The following is a 19,830-nucleotide window of genomic DNA, read 5'->3' as shown; positions in this document are numbered from 1 at the left end:
GGCTAGAGGCTATAAAGTCAACTGCTTAGCAGCGAAGCTTTCTCTATCCCTGAGATGACAAGCGCTGACGAGCGATGACAAGCCAAGAGCCTAGGTGCTAGACTGCACGCAGCGTTCGCTTGTTATCGTTTCTGAAGCTGTCTCTAGCAGCGAAGCGACTCTCGTGATACAACATGAAAACATTTAACTAGATATTTTACGTAAACGCAGATAGATTCAAACCAAGATCATTTTTAGGAAAAATATATGAGTATGTTGCAACAGGTAAGCGTCGCTAAAAAAGCCAATGTGTATTTTAACGGTAAAGTGATAAGCAGAAGCGTAGTATTAGCTGATGGTAGTAAACAAACTTTTGGTGTGGTATTGCCTGGTGAATATGAGTTTTCAACGGCTCAAGGTGAAATAATGCAGGTTATTTCTGGCAAGTTTGACGTGTTATTACCGGGTAAAACTGAGTGGGTTGCATATGCTGAAGCAAGCCAGTTTGAGCTTGCACCAAATGTGAGCTTCAGTATCCGAACAGATCAAATTTCAGAATACTGCTGCCAATACATCTAGTGTTGTTGCACCTAAATAAACAATAGCGGTTTAATATCGCCGCTTCGATTCAGCTTAACTAAACAGTTTAAGCTGATTTTTTTTATAAAAACGTCTACTCTATTAAAACTGTCGTTTTATGGAGTACATCATGCGCCTTATCATACTTATTAGTTTGCTATTATTGAGCGCCCAAAGTGTTGCTACCGTATACCGTTGGGTAGATGAAAATGGCAAAGTTCATTACTCAGATGAACAAAAAAATAATGCCGAAGCTGTTGAATTAAATGAAAACACCCAAAACAACATGACGATTGACACCCCAACAAAAATCAATGTCATCCCAACAACAGAAGCATCAATTAACTACACGATTTCGATTACCTCTCCCCAAGAAGAAGCTACTGTGCGTGACAATAATGGCGCATTTACCGTGTCAGTGAGCGTCACCCCTCAATTACCTCGTGGCGTGCTAATGACATTATTAGTCGATGGTATTATCGCTGCCCCAGCTCAAGCATCGAATATATTCCAATTAACGGGCATTAATAGAGGTGAACACTCGTTGGTTGTTAACGCTGTAACACAAAGCGGCAAAGTCCTTGCATCAAGCTCTCCTAGAAAGATATTCCTTCACCAAGCATCTGTATTTGGACCTGCAAAAAAGTCTAAATGATTAAGATAAAAATCATTTTATTCATTAGCTTATGAAATTTTGCGTGACTATTTATCTTACAAAGTGCTTGTGTGTTCCGGGTTGTGATATGCACCAAAGTGGTGCATTATAATGGTGCAACCCTATACTAGGACGGCTAATGGACACAAATAACCTTCTCAATCACTTAGTCACCGCAGTGCTTGTTATTAATAACGAGCTCAAGCCGAGCTATGCTAATGCCGCGGCCGCACAATTATTGGGAGTAGGTAACCATAAGCTACTCGAGCAAACGCTTCCTGAGCTTTATCAACTGATGGGGGTTGAGCCACAATTACTACGCGATGCCATTAATGCCGGCCAGGGACTCACGGTCAATACCGCCGCATTAATCACCCTAGACGGCCAACATCACACCATTGATATCACCTTGATGCCAATTGAAAATGACAATAACCTCAGCATTTTAGAGTTACGTCAAGTAGACCAACAACGTCGCATTCATCAGCAGCTTAACATGGACGCCCAACAGCAAGCTGCACAGTTTTTGGTACGTAACTTAGCCCATGAAATTAAAAACCCGCTGGGCGGCCTTAGAGGCGCTGCGCAGTTGTTATCGCGAGAGCTCGACTCGCCCGAATTAAAAGAATTTACCAGTCTGATTATCGAACAAGCAGATAGATTACGTAATTTAGTCGACCGTTTACTTGGCCCGCAACGACCAACGCAGCATGCTGAACACAATATCCATCAAGTGATTCAAAAAGTGCTTAAGTTAGTCGAAATGGCACTGCCAGACAATATCTGCTTAAAACGAGATTATGATCCATCGATTCCAGATATTCAGATGGATCCAGATCAAATGCAGCAAGCCGTATTGAATATTGTCCAAAATGCGATACAAGCGTTAGAACATTGTGGTGGCGATATTGTCATTCGCACTCGCACTCAACATCAAGTCACCATTGGAACACAGCGCTATAAAGTGGTACTCGCCTTATCCATTATTGATAACGGCCCCGGTATTCCTGCTGAGTTAATGGATACCCTTTTCTACCCTATGGTCACCGGACGTGACGAAGGTTCAGGGTTAGGATTATCCATTGCGCATAACATTGCCCGATTACACGGCGGTCGCATTGATTGTGTTTCGGCACCAGGGCATACCGAATTTATTATTAACCTGCCATTACAATAACTAGCATGCCCTTTGTAGGCAGAATGAGGTAGTAACATGAACATTAGTGAACAAGTTTGGATCCTCGATGATGATAGTTCGATCCGTTGGGTACTCGAAAAAGCCCTTAAAGGCGCATCACTGTCAACGGCTAGCTTTGCTGCTGCAGAATCCTTGTGGCAAGCTTTAGAAGCATCACAACCTCAAGTCATCGTGTCTGACATCCGCATGCCAGGTACTGATGGCTTAACCTTGCTTGATCGCTTACAACTGCATTATCCACATATTCCAGTGATCATCATGACCGCCCACTCAGACTTAGACAGTGCCGTGAGCGCATATCAAGCAGGTGCATTTGAATACCTACCAAAACCATTTGATATTGATGAAGCCATTAATTTAGTTGAACGCGCACTCACACATGCAACAGAGCAAGCACCACAACCCGTTATTGATACCACCATAAAAACCCCTGAAATTATTGGTGAAGCCCCGGCAATGCAAGAAGTGTTTCGTGCCATAGGCCGATTATCTCGCTCATCTATCAGTGTGCTCATCAATGGCCAATCTGGTACTGGTAAAGAATTAGTCGCTGGTGCATTGCACAAACACAGCCCGCGTAAGGACAAACCCTTTATTGCATTAAATATGGCTGCCATCCCAAAAGATTTGATTGAATCTGAACTCTTTGGCCATGAAAAAGGCGCCTTTACTGGTGCCGCCAACGTGCGCCAAGGTCGTTTTGAACAAGCCAATGGTGGCACGCTATTTTTAGATGAAATCGGTGACATGCCAATCGATGTGCAAACGCGATTATTACGAGTCCTTGCCGACGGCCAGTTCTATCGTGTCGGCGGTCATCAAGCAGTGCAAGTTGATGTACGTATTATTGCTGCGACGCATCAAAATCTTGAGGTGCAGGTGCAAAAAGGCACCTTCCGCGAAGATTTGTTTCATCGCCTCAATGTGATCAGAGTACACTTACCGCCATTATCGCAGCGCCGTGAAGACATTGCCCAACTCGCCAATCACTTTTTAAGCACCGCAGCGAAAGAGATTGGCGTTGAACCCAAAATACTCACTAAAGAAACCGCGGTAAAATTGGCTAACCTTCCTTGGCCGGGTAATGTTCGCCAACTTGAGAATACTTGTCGTTGGTTAACCGTAATGGCGTCCGGACAAGAAATTTTACCGCAAGATTTACCACCAGAATTGCTTAAAGACCCAGTAGCAATCCAGCAGAAACAAGCTGGAGCAAGTGACTGGCAAACCGCATTAACTGATTGGATTGATGAAAAGCTGGCTGCAGGTGAAAGTGATTTACTCACTGAAGTGCAACCTGAATTTGAACGTATTTTACTTGAAACAGCACTAAGACATACTCAAGGCCATAAACAAGAAGCCGCTAAACGTCTAGGTTGGGGTCGTAATACCCTAACGCGTAAATTAAAAGAACTGTCGATGGACTAAAAACGAAACGACGCAGGGGAGCCATAATGATGTAATAACATTATGGCAATGACACTTTTATGAAAATGCTATGATCTTAACAACGGTAAGTGCGAAGATGATCTCATATTACCGAGTTTGCCCAGTTTACACATCACATCAGGGTACAAATAACCAAAAGCGCTAGAATATTTATCGAGCAAAAATGCTACATTAAAATATAACATTCAAACAAGGAACGATTTTGGATTTTGATGCTCATTATGGTGTAGTTATTCATCAAGATTTTATACCACTTTATGCCGATGATAATTATGCAAAAATCTTCGGTTATAATACAGCTCAAGATATTTTAGCGCTAAAGAGTGTTCTAGAGTTAATCGATCCCGAACTACAGGATGTAGCCACACACACTTACTACGCATTAATGAGTGGTATAGAAAAACCTCAGGTACGCAGCTACATTAACCGTAACCGTTTAGGTTTGAAACTCAATATATTAGCTATTGAACACATAGTTGAATGGCAAGGACGATCAGCCCTACAAATCACGATTGTGGATTTAACTGAATCTACAACACTTAAACAAGCTTTAGTACAAAGTGAAAGTCGCTATCAGCAATTAGTCAATGGATCTGTACAAGGCATATTAGTACATCGCAACTTTAGCCCGCTGTATTGCAATCAGACATTAGCACAACTATTCGGTTACCCTAATACCCAAAGTATTATGTCACTCGCCTCAATTTTGGATGTGATTGAACCAAGCTATCAAGAACAGCGCCTAGACGCTAACGCTGCGTTACTCGCGAATAAAGTTAAACCTCATCCTGTTGAAATCAAATGCCTACACCTTAGCGGTCGTATCATATGGGTGAAATTAATTGAGACGGTGATCAGTTGGGAGCAACAACCCGCTATTCAAGTTACCATGATCGATGTCACCGAATCTTATTTATTAAAAGACAAACTCGATAAACAAATCTATGTTGATTACCTCACAAAAGCCCTTAATCGACGAGGCTTAATCCATTTTGGTCAGCAATTAATGACCCATAGCACCCTTGTGCATGAACACCTTTATTGTGTCTTAATGGGTATAGATGACTTAAAGCAAATTAACCATTTGTTTGGCCATGATATGGGTGATAAAGCGTTGATTCACTTTGCTCAGCATTGCCAAAGTAAGCTTGCTGAAACTGACTTAATCGCCCGTTGGAGCGGTGATGAATTTATTGCCATCATTCAAGCTAGCAGCAAAAATATTGCACTAAAAATAGCCGAGAGTATTCGTCATAGTATCGAACATACGGAGCTAATCGAACCAGAAAGCGGTAAGCACATTCGCTTTAGTGCCTGTGTCGGGTTATCTAACTGGCAAGCTGACGACACTATCGACCGCCTTATTTTGCGTGCAGATTCAGCGTTAGAACAAGCCCGATCACAAATCACTAGCCAGCTAGTGTTTGCATAACCTAGAGTCATAAATACACTAAATTAAGCCAATCTTCTGGCTAAAAAATCCGCTATTGCGGCTTTGTTAGTATTAAAACGTCAATTCATCACTGTTAATGATAACCGATTGATATTTAAAACAGTATGCTCAAGATACCAACAATGATAAAAGCTATGGTGCCGAGTAAGGTTTCCATCACTGTCCATGTTTTTAACGTGGTTTTCTCGTCCATTTCCATCAAACGCCCTACCAGCCAAAAACCGGAATCATTAAAGTGCGATAACACCGTTGAACCACCAGCAATGGCAATCACAATAAAACATAAATCAGCAGCGCTTAATCCAGCCGTTGCCGCAACCATGGGCGCAATTAATGCAGCTGTAGTGGTTAATGCCACAGTTGCAGAACCTTGCGCCACCCGCAAACAGGTGGCAATAACAAATGCGGCCACAATTAACGGCATACCGGTATCGGATAATGCATCCGCTAACGCTTGGCCTATACCACTGGCACGTAACACACCACCAAACATGCCACCAGCACCCGTGACTAATATCACCGCACAAATTGGCCCTAATGAATCGCCACACAGTTTTTCAAGCGGTTGCATGCCGTAGTCTTTAGCAAAGACCACCAAACACACTAATAAGGTAATCAGCAATGCGATGGGCGTCTTACCCAGCATTCGCAGTAATTGAACTAATGGCAACTTACCATCAATAACTCCTGCTACCGCTAAGGTATTTAACCCCGTATCCATAAAAATGAGTATCACAGGTAACACCAGAATCGACATCACTGTAGCAAACTTGGGGATCTTGTCGACATCGATAATAGGTGCGGTGCTGAAGAAAACTTTCGATACGGGAATATCAAATTTTTTGCCTGCATATAAACCAAATAAGTAAGCGCCGATATACCATGTAGGGATTGCCACCATCATGCCAACAAATAGCAATAAACCAATGTTGGCGCCAAGTAAGTCTGCAGCCGCTACCGGTCCAGGGTGTGGCGGTACAAAAGCATGCATCACCGCAAATGCACCCGCAGACGGTAAAGCATACTTAAGTGGTGAGTCGCCAAAGCGTTTAGCCACGCTAAAAATAATAGGCATCATTACCATTAAGCCAGCATCAAAAAATATTGGAAAACCAAACAACAGCGAAGCGATACCTAACGCTAGCGGCGCTTTATCTTCACCAAAGCGGCTAATCAAGGTATCGGCAAGCACTTTAGCACCGCCAGTGACCTCTAAAATCTTACCTATCATAGCGCCAAGGCCGACTAATAAGGCAACTGAAGCCAAGGTGCCACCAAAACCCGCCATCATAGTCGGCACTACTTGATCACTGCTAATGCCACTTGCCAGTGCAGTGGCCACGCAGACTAATGTTAACGATACAAAAGCATGCAATTTCATTTTAATAATTAGGATCAATAACGCGATAATGGCGAGTGCAGCTATCATCAACAAGTAGGTCGGGTCTGCGATTTGTACCATTGTGTCCATACTATATTCCAAAGTGATTAATGAGAGTGCTCATTCGAATTCACAAACCTTAATGAGATCAGTAAACTCAAGTTATAAACTGAGTTACGAAAAAATAAGCCTTTAATTATATAAGCTTATATTAAGGAATGGTAATAGAATGACAGGAAAATGCATTATTGTAATGGGTGTGTGCGCATGTGGTAAAAGCAGCGTAGGTGAACTGTTAGCAAAAATGATGAATGCCACTTTTGTAGACGGTGACGATCTTCACCCCCAGGCCAACATAGAAAAAATGGCCCGAGGAGAACCTCTAAATGATGCTGATAGAGCACCTTGGTTATCGCGTATTGGTGATCTAGCTTTAGAATTTAACAACCAAAATAAAACCGTGATTATTGGTTGTTCTGCACTAAAAAAATCCTATCGGGATCTAATTCGGCAAGGTAATCAACAGGTCGGTTTTTTATATTTGCAGGGTAGCTATGAATTGATTTTGGCACGAATAATGGCCAGAAAAGGTCACTTTATGAAACAAAACATGGTCGACAGCCAGTTTGCCACATTAGAAGAACCCACTAATGAGCCATTAGTGGTGACTGTCGATATTAACACCAGTATTACAGACATAGTAAAGCAGGCTTTGGCGCAATTTAACGCTCTGGGATTTTAATCTCCATATCTAACCTGTGTCAGCTTAATCGCACGTATTGCTGAGCTGGCATTTGTCATCCCCATTCATCTCTATCACACCGGGTCTTGGTGAATAATCACTTCAGCATCATCAAACGCCGCTTTAATCGTCATACCCGCTTTATCTGCTATTTCATGAGCATCATGCAAAGACAAGTTACCGGCTAATTCCATGTGCAATTGAATAAATGTGGTTTTACCTGCTTGGCGAGTACGTAAATCGTGAATACCTTGAACCCGAGGGTCTTGCTTGGCCAAGGCTTTAATCTTGTCACGAGTCTCGTTGTCTAACTCGCGGTCAAGTAAACTCTGAATTGAACGATAACCTAAACCGAGTGCTTGATTACCAATAAACAATGCAATAAACACCGCAAACAAACCATCGGCCCACCACCAGCCATATTGCGCTAATATTAGCGCAAACAACACCGCTGCATTCAATAACAAGTCAGACTTATAATGCAATGAATCGGCTTCAACCAAAGAGCTATTGGTTTTTTTCAACGCATGTCGTTGCAGTAAAACGAGTGCAAATGTCAGCACAATGGCAATAATCGACACCACTATGCCACTCATAGCATTGGTGACTGCCACTGGATGAATCAGCTTTTCGCCGCCATACAATAATAATAACGATGCCGAACCTAAAATAAAGGCCGCTTGGGCTAACGTTGCTAATGGTTCAGCTTTGCCATGGCCATAACGATGATCTTTATCCGCGGGAACAATGGCATACCGAATAGCAATAAAGTTAACAATCGAAGCAAGTGCATCTGCAAATGAATCCGTTAATGAGCCCAACATACTGGCCGAGCCAGAGTACAACCAAGCGATTAACTTAATCACAATAAGACACAGCGCAGTAGCCACCGACGCGCGGCTAGCTAATTTGACCCAAAAGTCATATTCAGAAGAGGTACTCATATAAGAATTGTCGGCTCATTTAACTGATGATTTATCTGCTATTACTATAGCAAGTTCATTGCTCGATTAGGATAAAGTTTACTAAAGTCGCTGCTGGTCTTATGCAAAGTGTGACCATTAGCAAACTTGCATGAATAAAAAAGCCATTACCCCAAGGTAATGGCTTTTATCTATTTAACCTGATGTTGTATCAGTTAATCATTAACGGCGCGGTTTGTGGCCTTTGCCTAGCTTAAATTTATCTTGAAACGTTTGTTGCTGTTCAGGCGTTAATAATTGATAAATTTCGTTTTGCATTTTCAAATGCGTCAGCATCTTTTGTAAATGCTTTTGTTGCTGTGCTTCAGCCATTTCAGTTGCTTTTGCTTCGTCAAAACCAGCGGTAGTGATTAACGCTAACATTTCTGTACGGTGCTCAGCGCGCTGCTCTTTTGTTGGGCGCTCAGGACGGTTAGCTTTGTACTTATCGAAGATGGCTTTTACTTGAACTTTTTGGGCATCAGTTAAGTCCAGCTTACGAAGCATTTTATGCATGCCACCTTTGTGACCATGATGTCGGTCACCTTTAGCGGCAACATTTTCAGTTTTTACAGTGTTATCAGCTGCATCAACTGCATATAACTGGCCAGCTAATAAAGCCGAACTTGCCACTAAGGCAACTAAACTCGTTTTGATGATTGATGATGTTTTCATTGTTAAGTACCTCGGTATGAATGGGATTTATTTTCTGCCTTAGCAGATTTGATACTCAGTTTACCGAATGCAATGTCAATGAGGGTTAAGACTGAGTAAACCTATGTAAAGAACGTTTTCATAGCACTTTAGCGCCAGTAATTCATGATCAAGTTGGCATATTGAATGATAAAAATCGCAGTAATGCGAGCCAGTTAACGTAATTCAGACTTGATCCTTACAGTATTCATATTAGGGCATAAAATCTAACTATTAGCGCTTTAATGGAATACATTATGAACCGATTGATTGGCCAATTACTGTTACTTCTTTGTGTACTGATATTGGCACCCAGCTCAATAGCCAGTACCGCGGCCTCAACAGACGACTCACTTTGGTATACTCAGCAAAACCAGCAGCCTGTGGTTAAACTGCATTTCTTTTGGTCTAAAACCTGTCCTCATTGTCGTGAAGCGCATCCTTTTATTGATGCTTTAGGCGAACGTTTTGACTGGATAGAATTACACGACTACGCCATTAGCGAACCCGGCAATGTCGATAAACTCATGGAAATGGGCCAACACACTGGTGTTGAACCTAAATCGGTGCCCTACTTTGCCATTTGTGGCGAGGCCGTTGTTGGCTATAACAGCCATGATGTCACAGGGCGTTACATCCTAGAGCGCTTAGTTAACTGCTATCAACACCAAGGTGGTAAAGCAGATATTGGTAATAAGCTCGATGATTTTTTAGGCGCTACGCCAGTGGTAAGCGCACCATTATTTGAAACCTGTAGTGACACGAGTGACGACCCAGAAGCCGAAGGTTCGTGTGGCATGTCATTTGACCAAGCCAGTGACATTACCCCTATACCAACTGTTCAGCCTGTCGACATTCCACTCATTGGTGCGGTGCACCCTGAAGAAATGTCATTGCCAGTGCTCACCTTAGTACTCGCTGGTGTCGATGCTTTTAATCCTTGCGCATTTTTCGTGTTGCTGTTTTTACTGAGCATCATGGTTAATGCAGGCAGCCGCAAACGTATGTTATTGGTAGGCGGTATTTTTGTATTCTTCTCAGGCTTTATCTACTTTATATTTATGAGCGCCTGGCTTAACTTATTCCAATTACTTGGCGGCGGTGATGGCGGTATCATTATCACTTGTGCGGGGGTATTGGCATTGATTGCGGCCATAGTGAATATAAAAGATTACTTTTACGGCCGTGGCGACGTTAGCCTTTCAATGTCAGTTGAAAATCGTGGCTCGCTGATTAAGCGTATGGGTAAATTATCTAAAGCCAGCTCGTTACCGACAATGATTTTAGGCTCAACGATTCTGGCTATTTTAGCTAACACCTATGAACTGCTTTGCACCGCAGGTTTTCCAATGATTTACACCTCAGTGTTGTCGTTATCAGATCTCGATACCATGCAGCGTTACTTATACCTCATCGCTTATAATGTGGTTTACGTTATTCCACTTGCCGCTATTGTGATTGTATTCTCAATGACCTTAGGTAAACGCAAACTGACCGAAAAAGAAGGCGAAGTACTTAAACTGATGTCAGGTATTATGATGTTAGGTTTAGGCAGCATGTTAGTGTTTAACCCTAACTCACTGCAAAATGCGGTCTTTTCTGTAGGTCTGATTTTGGGGTCTATTGTACTGACCTTTATTATTGCCAGAATTAAACGCTACATAGTGCAAAATAAAGCAGGATAAATGTAAAACTGTGCAATGTTGATATGATTTAATCTTGGCATAAGATAAGCTTAATTGATCGAAAAATCTGTATGTTAGCTTCAACATACAGATTTTCTTTGTGCCAGAGGAAAGTTATGAATCGTATTTTACTGATCGACGATGATATTGGTTTATCCGATCTACTCAGCCAATTACTTGAGTTGGAAGGCTTTGTATTAACCCAAGCTTATGATGGTGAGCAAGGGCTGATGATGGCGCAACAGCAAGACTTCGATTTAATCCTTCTTGACGTGATGCTGCCTAAACTGAATGGTTTTGAAGTCTTGCGTGCTTTACGCCAACGCAAGCAAACACCGGTATTAATGCTAACCGCTCGCGGTGATGAAATTGACCGAGTTGTCGGCCTTGAAATTGGTGCCGATGACTATTTGCCAAAACCCTTTAATGACCGCGAGTTAGTGGCTCGAATTAGAGCCATATTACGTCGAGCACAAACCACTCAGCAAGATAGCCAAGCCAATGAAATGATGCAGTTTGGTGATTTACGTCTCGACCCTACCCGCCAAGAAACCTATTGCAATGAGCAACTAATCATTCTCACTGGCACCGAATTTTCACTGCTGTTTCATTTAATCGAAAAGTCAGGCGAACTGGTCACCAAAGAATCATTAAGCGAAAACGTATTAGGCAAAAAGTTAATGCCATTTGATCGTAGCTTAGATATGCATTTGTCTAACTTACGCAAGAAACTACCAGAGCGCCAAGATGGCCGTCCACGCGTCAAAACCCTGCGCGGTAAAGGTTATATTTGGATACCGTAATGCTAAAGAACAATCCATTTAACGGGCTATTTTTTAAATTATTGTTAGGCTTTTGGCTATGCAGTTCATTGATTATTGCACTGGTGTCTTTATTGCCATTACTGCAACAAAACCATGATCGTTCGCCATTACCTGCCAGCCTTGAGCGAGTGCTTAAAAACGTTGCAGAACGGATACAAGAGCAACCTCAATTGCTCGAAGGTAAAAACCTTCAACGTCTGCACCGTAGCCGCAATAAAGAAGGTGATAGAAACCATAATGGCGGCCCATTGCGTTTATATTTAACTGATGGCGAAGGCCAAGTATTAAATACCAAACGAGTATCGCGTGGATTTAGACGTTTTCAACTCATGGCAGAAGAAGCAGACCAACCGATCAGCCATCAATTTAGAGATGAGCTTATTTTTGGCCCGTATTCTTTTGAGGTCAACAGCAAACCGTATCAATTATTTGGTCGTTTCCCCGATAATCATCCACGGCCGTGGTTCTTCTTCTTTGCCGACAATAAATTACTGACCGCAGGCTTAGCCATATTATTGTCAGGCTTATTATGCGGTTTACTCGCATGGTATTTGGGTAAGCCATTACGTTCGCTAAAACACAGTGCCAATGCCCTCGCTAGAGGTGATTTATCTAGCAGAGTTGATGCAGCTACCGCAAATCGTCGCGATGAAATGGGCCAATTGGCACAGGCTTTCAACGGCATGGCCGATGCCGTACAAACCATGATTAACAATCAGCAACGATTAATGGGCGACATATCTCATGAACTGCGCACACCACTCACTAGGCTGCAATTAGCCTTAGCGTTAGGCCGTAAAAAAGGGCAGCAAAGTGAAGAGCTAGAACGTATCGGCTATGAAGCCTTACAACTCGAAGCGCTAATAAGCGAGTTGCTCACTCTATCTCGGGTAAGCTTGGCCAGTCATGAAAATAAAGTCGTACTCGAATTAGCAGAATCTTTAAGCCAAGTGTTAGATGACGCCGAATTTGAAGCCGAGCAGCAAGGCAAACTATTACAAATTGATATACCAGAGGCGCTGCTATTACCTTTTCACCCAAAGACACTCTCGCGCGCCATAGAAAATCTGCTGCGTAATGCTATTTACTATGCCAATAGTCAGATAACCATTAGTGCAGCCCAAGTTGGCAAGCACATATTGATAACGGTGGAAGACGACGGTCCAGGTATAGAGCCACAAGAACTCGAAGCTATATTTAAACCTTTCTATCGCCCCGACACTGCCAGAGACAGGCAAAGCGGCGGTTGGGGTTTGGGCTTGGCAATCACTCAAGCCGCCATTACGTTACACCAAGGCAGTATAGTGGCAGAAAACCTTATCGGCCCAACAGGAAAGCGCGAAGGCCTTAAGCTCAGTATCAGTTTACCGGTTAGCTAGTCGATATAAAAAGACAAACTTCAACCTCTTATATTCTAATCGAACTGAGTAATGGCATTGTCCATAACCGCTGCATACGCAGGGAAAAAACGAGTATCAATAAACAGCTAGCTCAGCTTAATAGACGACACAGCGTAAAGCACATTATTGATAAACATGTCATTACTAGGTAAAAATTACCCCTAACTGGCAACATTTTCCGATAAATGTGAGCAGCCTGAGCCGCTTCACCATTAGGGATAATCATCTTGGCAGCCACTAGCGCTTAGCAATCACCCATACCGCGTGCACTATCCCAGGAATGTAGCCTAGCAAGGTTAAAATTATATTTAATAATAAGGTCTTACTTAGCCCCACTTGCAGGAAAACCCCAAGAGGTGGCAGTAAGATTGCGATTAAAATACGTAATAAATCCATGATATTCTCCATTTTGAATGAGCCGAGGTTAGTAATTACCCCAGCGTGTATGAACTGATTTGTATTCACTTTCATAATATACAAAGCAATTACCAGACCACTATTTCTAATGTTGCTGTTCTAGATCTTAATCAGCATCGGTTTTTAAGCAACTACACGACCCCATATATTGACCTATTAGTATGCCTTTAGAAGTGAAAACAGCCCTTTTTGCATACTCTAAAAACATTAGCAGATAACACTCACAACCTTTGGTGCCTTTGAAGTTTATTTGCTAATATTGAATAATGACAGGCTAATACCTTGCGGATAATCTTATGATTTGTCGATTTTTTTTAAACCGTTTTTCTCGCTGCAATCAGCGATCATCCCCAAGATTAAGTCGATGGATTCTACTATGGAGTTTAGTCACTGTTGGTTGCCTTACCAACTTTGTGTCTACTGATGCCCAGGCTGCGCCTTCGCCCAACACTGTGAAGCAACTGATACAGATTAACGACCCAAGCAGCGCAATAGACATTGAAATACAAGGTTCTGTCGTCAATCTAAACGGCTCTGCCACGGAGCAAGCGAGTAAAGAGCGCATACTGCAAACTATAGCCGCTTTACCTGGTGTAACTCAGGTTGTCGATAATATTCACTTGCAACCTATTGCGCCCTTATCTTTGGCTCCCCTGAAGCAAGATGCTGAGCAATTTTGGGCCAAAGCCTTACTCTATTTACCGCGTTTGGCTTTAGGGTTATCGATTTTCTTACTCCTATTTTGGCTTTCACATCCTTTAGCTCGCTTATTGATTAGTCCCTTAGCTTGGGTGACAAAAAGTGAGTTGATCCGTTTAGTGATGCAGCGCAGCATCAGCATATTAATCATATTGTTAGGGCTGTATATATTCTTGCGTCTCGCGGGCTTAACGCAGTTTGCGGTCGCGATTATTAGCAGCACTGGTGTCATTGGGCTGATTTTAGGTTTTGCCTTTAAAGACATCGCCGAAAACTTTATTTCCAGCTTATTACTCAGTGTGCAGCGTCCGTTCAAATTAGGTGATGTAATCTCCGTCGAAGGGAATTTGGGAGTGGTAAAGCAAGTCACAGCAAGAGCCACCACGTTAGTCGATTACGACGGAAATCATATCCAAATACCCAATGCCACTATCTATAAAAACGTGATTAAAAACCTTACCGCCAACCCGAGAATGCGTGGCAATTTTGTCATTGGCATTGGCTATGATGCAAGTATCCGTAAGGCTCAGGACATCGCTATGGAGATCATGGCCGATCATCACGGCGTACTCGCAGATCCCGAGCCGCAGGTGCTGATAAAAAACCTTGGTTCATCGACGATTAATCTACAAGTGTATTTTTGGGTCAATGCTGAAACTCACAGTGTTCCAAAAGTGGCTTCAATTTTAATGCGCTTGCTGGTGCGCGCTTATGAAGCGAATCAGATAAGCTTGCCTGACGACGCCCGCGAACGTATTTTCCCTCAAGGGATACAATTAGTCACCAATGGACATCAGCAAGGTGAAACACCTCTGAATACGATACAGAGCACTGAGCACAACAGCAACAAAGCCCAAGAGTCATTAGAAGATGCCCATAATGAAACTAGCGATGACATCAGCAGCGATACCGATGATATACGTCAACAAGCGGCACAATCACGAGATCCTGAAAGTGGCGCCAATATTATCTAAGCTCTTATGTTGGTTGAGGAATAAGCATGGAATTTTTATTTCTCGATATGCGAACTATAGCGCGAAGGCATCAATAAAATAGCCAGTATTTTATCAGGTTGTTATTGCCTATGTGTCAGCGCCCAACCAGCAATTATCATCAGGGCTGTATTGCCCATTTTGATAACGTCAGCGTTTATAACGCCTCGCAGTCAAACCTTGGTTAGGGTATAATTTGCCACTCTTTTTATGCTTCGTACCTAAGGTTGCTATGTTTCATATTGCCCTTTATGAACCCGAAATCGCTCCAAATACCGGAAACATCATTCGTCTATGCGCCAACAATGGCTCGCAGTTACATTTGATTGAGCCGTTAGGTTTTGATCTCGAAGAAAAGAAATTACGTCGCGCGGGACTCGATTATTCGGATCTAACCAGTGTGACTCGCCATAAAAACTATGCCGCTTTTTTAGAGGCCATGGCAGGAAAGCGTATTATTGCTTGCACCACTAAAGGTAGCCGTCCTCATACGCAAATTGCTTTCCAAGAAAATGATGTATTATTATTTGGCCCCGAAACCCGTGGGTTACCAATGGATATTATTGATGCCACGCCACTTGCGCAGCGCTTACGTATCCCAATGACCGCCAATAGCCGTAGCTTAAACTTATCCAATTCAGTTGCCATTATTAGTTATGAAGCATGGCGTCAGCTGGGTTTTGCAGGCGCTGAGTAATGAAAAAGACGCTATCACCTGAAACCCAACAAGATGCTTTAGCCATTGCTAAAGCAACCCAAAAACCTGGGCAAGTTAAAGAACAAACCAAGCTGATTGCTGCGGGCGTTGAAAAGGGGATTGCTGAATACAAAAAACGTGAGAAGGCTAAGGCTCGCGAACGAGATAAAGCCCGTAAACAGCAGCAAAAATCTAAAAGCGCGACAAGCTCAAATGATGACGATTCCGATATGTCTTACATTGAACCAGAGAGTCGATTCAACCCTTTAACGTGGTCGTTGCTGGGGTTACTGCTATTGAGTTGGGCATTGTTTGCCGCTTATTTGTTTTATCGCTAAGTCACTGTGGGTGTTAAAAAGCACTCATTTTATTCTGTCGGCAGAGTATTCTTTGCCGATGGTTTAAGCAGACTAATAGCTCTAATGACTTGATACTGCTCACTGTCGTCATCCAAATAGTGCGCGCTTTGCTGCCATTGCCAACCAGCTGTTGACGGTTTGGTATCACTCATCATGGGGTCGAACTGCAATTGTACTAAGGCCGGACGTTGATTGATTTCCCCCTTGCCTAAAAATGAGTAGCTGCCCGCTTGCTCATAAAGCGTTAACTGTTGCGAAATATCATCGGTAATCCCATTGGCATACACCAATAAAATATGATCTTGTTGTTGCCTAAACCACCAAGTTTCACTGTTCGAAAAGCGACTACCACGGCTAACACTAATGTATAAATTACGTTTATCTGCCGAGCACATCACCGAAGTGCTTACCTGCTTCGGCGCAACATTCGGATTGGCTGCCCTGCCCTGCCACTCACCCGCTAGTTGGCTACAAAACGTATCTAAAGTTACTTTCGCAGCATAAGATGACGTTGAATGTGTCAGTAACAACATCGCCGTTAGCAGTAATATAAATCGGCATGTATGTATCATTAACCATCCTCTTATCGCAATCGCGTTTAACACTTAACGGATCCCAAGCTCAACATAGCAATTTTGCCTGCACCTATCTTGGCTTAGCGAGCTCATTGAATCACTGAGTGACACCATGATATCTAGCCATAAAAAATGGCCCACTTATGTGAGCCATCATACGATACTACAGTGCAATTAACAGACTAAGTCATTAACTGAATAAGTCATTAACTGACTAACCATTCAACTAATTAAGTAATTAACCACTGACAACTACTGACCAAAACCCGTCGCAGTGATATCAACTTTAGTCACTTCACCGTATTGCGCCGCAATATCAGCAATGTTTTCAGCGTTGCCAATCAACACAAACTGTAAGTTTTGTTGTGGGAAATATTGCTTAATCAAACGTTGAGTGTCTGCAAGGGTAAGTCCATCTACTTTAGCTTGAAATTGATTAATAAAATCATCATTAAAGCCATACAGATACATGTCAGACAATAAACCAGCTAACTGTCCACTAGTCTCATATTTAGGTGGGAACTGGCCTTTAACATAGGCTTTAGCAGAATCTAAAGTTGCTTGATCAATGCCCTTTTCCCATAACCGAGCATAGGTTTTTAAGGCTAAATCAATGGCTTCTTTAGTGGTCGATGACTTAGTAAAAGTACTGATTTGGAATACCCCAGATTGAGCATAAGGGCTAAAACCAGAACGGGCACCGTAAGTTAATCCGGCATTGACGCGTAATTCATCATTTAGCCATGAAGTAAAACGACCACCTAAAATGGTGTTCACTACGGTTAACCCAACATAATCAGGATTGTCATAACGGATCCCCACGCCACCAATTAAAAAGGTGGTTTCAATTGCGTCAGGCTTGTCGACCAACAGTACGTGAGGTTGGGTTAATGTTGGTAAATGTTGGCTTAAATCTGGCTGAACCACGGTTTCAGTGGTCTGCCAATCACCAAAGGCTTTATTCAGTTTAGCGGTCATGTCGGCAACATCAAAATCGCCCACCACGTTAATGGTCATGTTGTTTGGTTGATAATAGCCTTTATGAAAAGCACGTAACTCCTCAACAGAAAGTTTATCAATGGTGTCACTATTGCCTGATACCGGATTGGCATAAGGATGATCACCAAAGACTAACTTATTGAAGTAGCGACCAATCACTGCTCGAGGACTTTCTTTTTGCTGTGATAAACCCACAATTTCGCGCTGTTTTAGTTTATCAAATTCAGCGCTATCAAAGTCTGGTTGGCGCAATACGTGGCTAAAAATATCGAGCACGGTATCAACATCTTTGCTCATCATATTGGCACGAATATAACTGCCTTCTAAATCAGCGTTGGTGTCTATGCTGGCACCCATAAAATCTAACTGCTGCTCGATGTCGGCCTTTGATTGACCCGCTGCACCCAACATTATACTTTGTGAGGTAATGTAAGCCATACCAGAGGTAATATCATTGACTGCTCCCGCTCTCACTACGGCATCAATGGTCACTAATGGCACTTCTTTTTGCACCATCAGCTTAACCTTTAAGCCATTGTCTAAGGTAACAGATTGGTAGCTTGGCATAACAAAGCTAGCGACTGCAGGATTGGCCGTGTCGGCAGTGGTTTTCTGAGTGGTCGCACAACCACTTATTCCTAAGCTACACGCTAATGCAATTGCTGATAACGATATCTTAATACGTGTGTGAGTTACGGTTTTCATTTGTCTGACTCCTCAGTAGCAGCGAGCACACCGACAGTTCGATTCGCTTTAATTAAATAGGTTTGCGCCACACGCTGAATATCAGCAGGAGTGACCTTGTTATAGGCTTCTGGGGCGTTAAACAGTTTTGCATAGTCGCCAAAATACAGCTCGTATGTGCCTAAAGTATTGGCTTTACCATTAATGGTTTCCATCGTGCGGTAAAAGTCCATTAACTTAATATTTTTAACTTTTTCAAGTTCTTGCTGAGTCACACCTTGCTCGGAAATTAGATCAATCTGCTCGATGAGAGCTTTTTCTAAAGTCTCGGCACTGACTCCCGCATTCGCTACACCCAAGATATAAAACAAGTTAGGGTCAAACGACATCGGCATGTAAGTGTCGGCAGCGACAGCTAATTGCTTGTCGACTAGCGCTTTATAAAAGCGTGAGCTATTACCTTCGCTTAACATCGACGTTAATAAATCCAATGCATAGTAGTCTGCATGGCTAGTTGCAGGTACATGATAAGCCAACATAATGTTTGGCGTGCTTACCGATTCTTTTTTAACAAATACCCGACGTTCGCCATTTTGTTGCGGTTCAACCGTGCGTACGGCTTTCGGTGGGGCTTGGGCCGGAATTGGCGCAAAATACTGATTAGCCAAGGCTTTCACTTCGGCTAGCTTCACATCACCGGTAATCACCACTAGCGCATTGTTAGGGGCATAGTAGGTTTTATGGTATTGCTGTAAGTCTGCTAATGTCCAAGCTGCAATGTCTGACTCATAACCAATAACCGACCAGCTATAAGGATGCGCCGCAAAGGCGACACTTTTAAGCGCTTCTTGAATCGTACGCCAGTTAGAGTTTTCAAGCCCTGTGGTACGCTCTGACTGCACCACACCGCGCTCACTCTCAACCATTTCAGGGTTTATGTCTAAATTGGCGATGCGGTCTGCTTCTAAATCAAAAATAGTTTCTAGACCATTGGCTGGAAACCAGTCGGTATATACCGTTAAATCTTCACTGGTATAAGCGTTGTTGGCGCCACCAGCAGCTTCCATCGTGCGGTCAAACATTTTAGGGCCAAACTTTTTAGAACCGTTAAACATCATGTGTTCAAAAAAGTGCGAAATACCGGTAATACCAGGTACTTCGTTGCGCGAACCCACTTTCCAAAAAATGTACATATTGGCATTAGGGATAGAACTATCCTCCAACACCATAATCTTCATGCCATTATCTAAGGTAAAACTATTAATATCTTCAGCTTGTGTCGCTGACACATTAGGTGCACTCAGTACACCTAACGTCATCAGCAACGCCATTATCTTGCGGGTCATATCTCGCTCCTTTTGAGCTATCGTCCAATGGTTTATTAAAATTGGTTTTTTAAAAATGGATT

19 protein-coding genes are annotated in these 19,830 nt (G+C 42.7%); 12 read left to right on the top strand and 7 right to left on the bottom strand.

The window, feature by feature from the left end:
• The first annotated feature begins 246 nt into the window (after nucleotides 1–246).
• The 5 genes from ppnP to AAEY97_RS03675 all read left to right on the top strand — a co-directional run bounded on the left by ppnP (nucleotide 247) and on the right by AAEY97_RS03675 (nucleotide 5,292).
• Nucleotides 247–558, top strand: coding sequence for a pyrimidine/purine nucleoside phosphorylase (ppnP, locus tag AAEY97_RS03695; protein ID WP_011635813.1), 312 nt, complete (start codon nucleotides 247–249; stop codon nucleotides 556–558).
• Nucleotides 559–688: 130 nt separating this feature from the next.
• Nucleotides 689–1,213: a DUF4124 domain-containing protein gene (locus AAEY97_RS03690; RefSeq protein ID WP_162022110.1), complete on the top strand. Its 525-nt coding sequence runs from the start codon at nucleotides 689–691 to the stop codon at nucleotides 1,211–1,213.
• 139 nt (nucleotides 1,214–1,352) lie between these two features.
• Nucleotides 1,353–2,390 carry a nitrogen regulation protein NR(II) gene (gene glnL / locus AAEY97_RS03685; RefSeq protein ID WP_101084938.1) on the top strand — a complete coding sequence of 346 codons (1,038 nt, stop codon included), beginning with the start codon at nucleotides 1,353–1,355 and terminating at the stop codon, nucleotides 2,388–2,390.
• 36 nt (nucleotides 2,391–2,426) lie between these two features.
• Nucleotides 2,427–3,839 carry a nitrogen regulation protein NR(I) gene (gene glnG, locus AAEY97_RS03680; protein WP_350996672.1) on the top strand — a complete coding sequence of 471 codons (1,413 nt, stop codon included), beginning with the start codon at nucleotides 2,427–2,429 and terminating at the stop codon, nucleotides 3,837–3,839.
• Between the two features lie 223 nt (nucleotides 3,840–4,062).
• On the top strand, nucleotides 4,063–5,292 hold the full coding sequence (locus tag AAEY97_RS03675) for a sensor domain-containing diguanylate cyclase (protein WP_350996669.1): 1,230 nt from the start codon (nucleotides 4,063–4,065) through the stop codon (nucleotides 5,290–5,292).
• Between the two features lie 115 nt (nucleotides 5,293–5,407).
• Here AAEY97_RS03675 and AAEY97_RS03670 read toward each other — a convergent pair whose 3' ends face one another.
• Nucleotides 5,408–6,784, bottom strand: coding sequence for a GntP family permease (locus tag AAEY97_RS03670; protein WP_162022108.1), 1,377 nt, complete (start codon nucleotides 6,782–6,784; stop codon nucleotides 5,408–5,410).
• Between the two features lie 139 nt (nucleotides 6,785–6,923).
• On the opposite strand from AAEY97_RS03670, the gene AAEY97_RS03665 reads away from it, so the two are divergent.
• Entirely contained in the window at nucleotides 6,924–7,436 is a 513-nt protein-coding gene (locus tag AAEY97_RS03665; RefSeq protein WP_350996666.1) for a gluconokinase, read from the top strand.
• Nucleotides 7,437–7,510: 74 nt separating this feature from the next.
• On the opposite strand, the gene fieF is transcribed toward AAEY97_RS03665, so the two are convergent.
• Nucleotides 7,511–8,380 (bottom strand): cation efflux pump FieF, encoded by an 870-nt coding sequence (gene fieF, locus AAEY97_RS03660; protein WP_101084934.1) that lies wholly within the window; start codon nucleotides 8,378–8,380, stop codon nucleotides 7,511–7,513.
• 201 nt (nucleotides 8,381–8,581) lie between these two features.
• The gene (locus tag AAEY97_RS03655; protein ID WP_350996663.1) at nucleotides 8,582–9,073 is read right to left on the bottom strand and encodes a Spy/CpxP family protein refolding chaperone; all 492 of its coding nucleotides are present in this window, start codon (nucleotides 9,071–9,073) and stop codon (nucleotides 8,582–8,584) included.
• A gap of 275 nt (nucleotides 9,074–9,348) precedes the next feature.
• Between AAEY97_RS03655 and AAEY97_RS03650 the strand changes: the two genes are divergently transcribed.
• The 3 genes from AAEY97_RS03650 (at nucleotide 9,349) to AAEY97_RS03640 (ending at nucleotide 12,979) form a co-directional block, all read left to right on the top strand.
• A complete protein-coding gene (locus AAEY97_RS03650) occupies nucleotides 9,349–10,776 on the top strand; it encodes a thioredoxin family protein (protein WP_350996660.1) in 1,428 nt (475 codons plus the stop codon).
• A gap of 116 nt (nucleotides 10,777–10,892) precedes the next feature.
• Entirely contained in the window at nucleotides 10,893–11,579 is a 687-nt protein-coding gene (locus tag AAEY97_RS03645) for a response regulator (RefSeq protein WP_059745835.1), read from the top strand.
• Nucleotides 11,579–12,979: an ATP-binding protein gene (locus AAEY97_RS03640; protein ID WP_101084931.1), complete on the top strand. Its 1,401-nt coding sequence runs from the start codon at nucleotides 11,579–11,581 to the stop codon at nucleotides 12,977–12,979. The genes AAEY97_RS03645 and AAEY97_RS03640 overlap by 1 nt, the downstream gene beginning before the upstream one ends.
• 258 nt (nucleotides 12,980–13,237) lie before the next feature.
• Here AAEY97_RS03640 and AAEY97_RS03635 read toward each other — a convergent pair whose 3' ends face one another.
• Nucleotides 13,238–13,396: a YqaE/Pmp3 family membrane protein gene (locus AAEY97_RS03635; RefSeq protein WP_011635799.1), complete on the bottom strand. Its 159-nt coding sequence runs from the start codon at nucleotides 13,394–13,396 to the stop codon at nucleotides 13,238–13,240.
• Nucleotides 13,397–13,713: 317 nt separating this feature from the next.
• Between AAEY97_RS03635 and AAEY97_RS03630 the strand changes: the two genes are divergently transcribed.
• From AAEY97_RS03630 to AAEY97_RS03620, 3 genes are all read left to right on the top strand, one after another.
• A complete protein-coding gene (locus tag AAEY97_RS03630) occupies nucleotides 13,714–15,090 on the top strand; it encodes a mechanosensitive ion channel domain-containing protein (protein ID WP_350996657.1) in 1,377 nt (458 codons plus the stop codon).
• A 250-nt stretch (nucleotides 15,091–15,340) separates the two neighbouring features.
• A complete protein-coding gene (gene trmL, locus AAEY97_RS03625) occupies nucleotides 15,341–15,805 on the top strand; it encodes a tRNA (uridine(34)/cytosine(34)/5-carboxymethylaminomethyluridine(34)-2'-O)-methyltransferase TrmL (protein WP_059745837.1) in 465 nt (154 codons plus the stop codon).
• Nucleotides 15,805–16,143 (top strand): DUF2956 domain-containing protein, encoded by a 339-nt coding sequence (locus tag AAEY97_RS03620; RefSeq protein ID WP_101084929.1) that lies wholly within the window; start codon nucleotides 15,805–15,807, stop codon nucleotides 16,141–16,143. Before trmL ends, AAEY97_RS03620 begins: the two co-directional genes overlap by 1 nt.
• Before the next feature lie 29 nt (nucleotides 16,144–16,172).
• Here AAEY97_RS03620 and AAEY97_RS03615 read toward each other — a convergent pair whose 3' ends face one another.
• From AAEY97_RS03615 to AAEY97_RS03605, 3 genes are all read right to left on the bottom strand, one after another.
• On the bottom strand, nucleotides 16,173–16,736 hold the full coding sequence (locus AAEY97_RS03615) for a hypothetical protein (RefSeq protein WP_350996654.1): 564 nt from the start codon (nucleotides 16,734–16,736) through the stop codon (nucleotides 16,173–16,175).
• Between the two features lie 255 nt (nucleotides 16,737–16,991).
• The gene (locus tag AAEY97_RS03610) at nucleotides 16,992–18,443 is read right to left on the bottom strand and encodes a M16 family metallopeptidase (RefSeq protein ID WP_350996651.1); all 1,452 of its coding nucleotides are present in this window, start codon (nucleotides 18,441–18,443) and stop codon (nucleotides 16,992–16,994) included.
• Nucleotides 18,440–19,753 carry a M16 family metallopeptidase gene (locus tag AAEY97_RS03605; RefSeq protein ID WP_409085803.1) on the bottom strand — a complete coding sequence of 438 codons (1,314 nt, stop codon included), beginning with the start codon at nucleotides 19,751–19,753 and terminating at the stop codon, nucleotides 18,440–18,442. The genes AAEY97_RS03610 and AAEY97_RS03605 overlap by 4 nt, the downstream gene beginning before the upstream one ends.
• Between the last annotated feature and the right edge of the window lie 77 nt (nucleotides 19,754–19,830).

Source organism: Shewanella sp. TB7-MNA-CIBAN-0143 (genome assembly GCF_040310065.1).
Classification (GTDB): domain Bacteria; phylum Pseudomonadota; class Gammaproteobacteria; order Enterobacterales; family Shewanellaceae; genus Shewanella.
Note: the sequence above shows the minus strand (reverse complement) of the source record. Positions and strands in the feature narration are given on the sequence as shown.

Excerpts from the sequence above, each read along its gene's own strand:
- ppnP (WP_011635813.1), top strand. The coding sequence starts at position 247 with ATGAGTATGTTGCAACAGGTAAGCGTCGCTAAAAAAGCCAATGTGTAT.
- AAEY97_RS03690 (WP_162022110.1), top strand. The coding sequence starts at position 689 with ATGCGCCTTATCATACTTATTAGTTTGCTATTATTGAGCGCCCAAAGT.
- glnL (WP_101084938.1), top strand. The coding sequence starts at position 1,353 with ATGGACACAAATAACCTTCTCAATCACTTAGTCACCGCAGTGCTTGTT.
- glnG (WP_350996672.1), top strand. The coding sequence starts at position 2,427 with ATGAACATTAGTGAACAAGTTTGGATCCTCGATGATGATAGTTCGATC.
- AAEY97_RS03670 (WP_162022108.1), bottom strand. The coding sequence starts at position 6,784 with ATGGACACAATGGTACAAATCGCAGACCCGACCTACTTGTTGATGATA.
- AAEY97_RS03665 (WP_350996666.1), top strand. The coding sequence starts at position 6,924 with ATGACAGGAAAATGCATTATTGTAATGGGTGTGTGCGCATGTGGTAAA.
- fieF (WP_101084934.1), bottom strand. The coding sequence starts at position 8,380 with ATGAGTACCTCTTCTGAATATGACTTTTGGGTCAAATTAGCTAGCCGC.
- AAEY97_RS03655 (WP_350996663.1), bottom strand. The coding sequence starts at position 9,073 with ATGAAAACATCATCAATCATCAAAACGAGTTTAGTTGCCTTAGTGGCA.
- AAEY97_RS03650 (WP_350996660.1), top strand. The coding sequence starts at position 9,349 with ATGAACCGATTGATTGGCCAATTACTGTTACTTCTTTGTGTACTGATA.
- AAEY97_RS03645 (WP_059745835.1), top strand. The coding sequence starts at position 10,893 with ATGAATCGTATTTTACTGATCGACGATGATATTGGTTTATCCGATCTA.
- AAEY97_RS03640 (WP_101084931.1), top strand. The coding sequence starts at position 11,579 with ATGCTAAAGAACAATCCATTTAACGGGCTATTTTTTAAATTATTGTTA.
- AAEY97_RS03635 (WP_011635799.1), bottom strand. The coding sequence starts at position 13,396 with ATGGATTTATTACGTATTTTAATCGCAATCTTACTGCCACCTCTTGGG.
- AAEY97_RS03630 (WP_350996657.1), top strand. The coding sequence starts at position 13,714 with ATGATTTGTCGATTTTTTTTAAACCGTTTTTCTCGCTGCAATCAGCGA.
- trmL (WP_059745837.1), top strand. The coding sequence starts at position 15,341 with ATGTTTCATATTGCCCTTTATGAACCCGAAATCGCTCCAAATACCGGA.
- AAEY97_RS03620 (WP_101084929.1), top strand. The coding sequence starts at position 15,805 with ATGAAAAAGACGCTATCACCTGAAACCCAACAAGATGCTTTAGCCATT.
- AAEY97_RS03615 (WP_350996654.1), bottom strand. The coding sequence starts at position 16,736 with ATGATACATACATGCCGATTTATATTACTGCTAACGGCGATGTTGTTA.
- AAEY97_RS03610 (WP_350996651.1), bottom strand. The coding sequence starts at position 18,443 with ATGAAAACCGTAACTCACACACGTATTAAGATATCGTTATCAGCAATT.
- AAEY97_RS03605 (WP_409085803.1), bottom strand. The coding sequence starts at position 19,753 with ATGGCGTTGCTGATGACGTTAGGTGTACTGAGTGCACCTAATGTGTCA.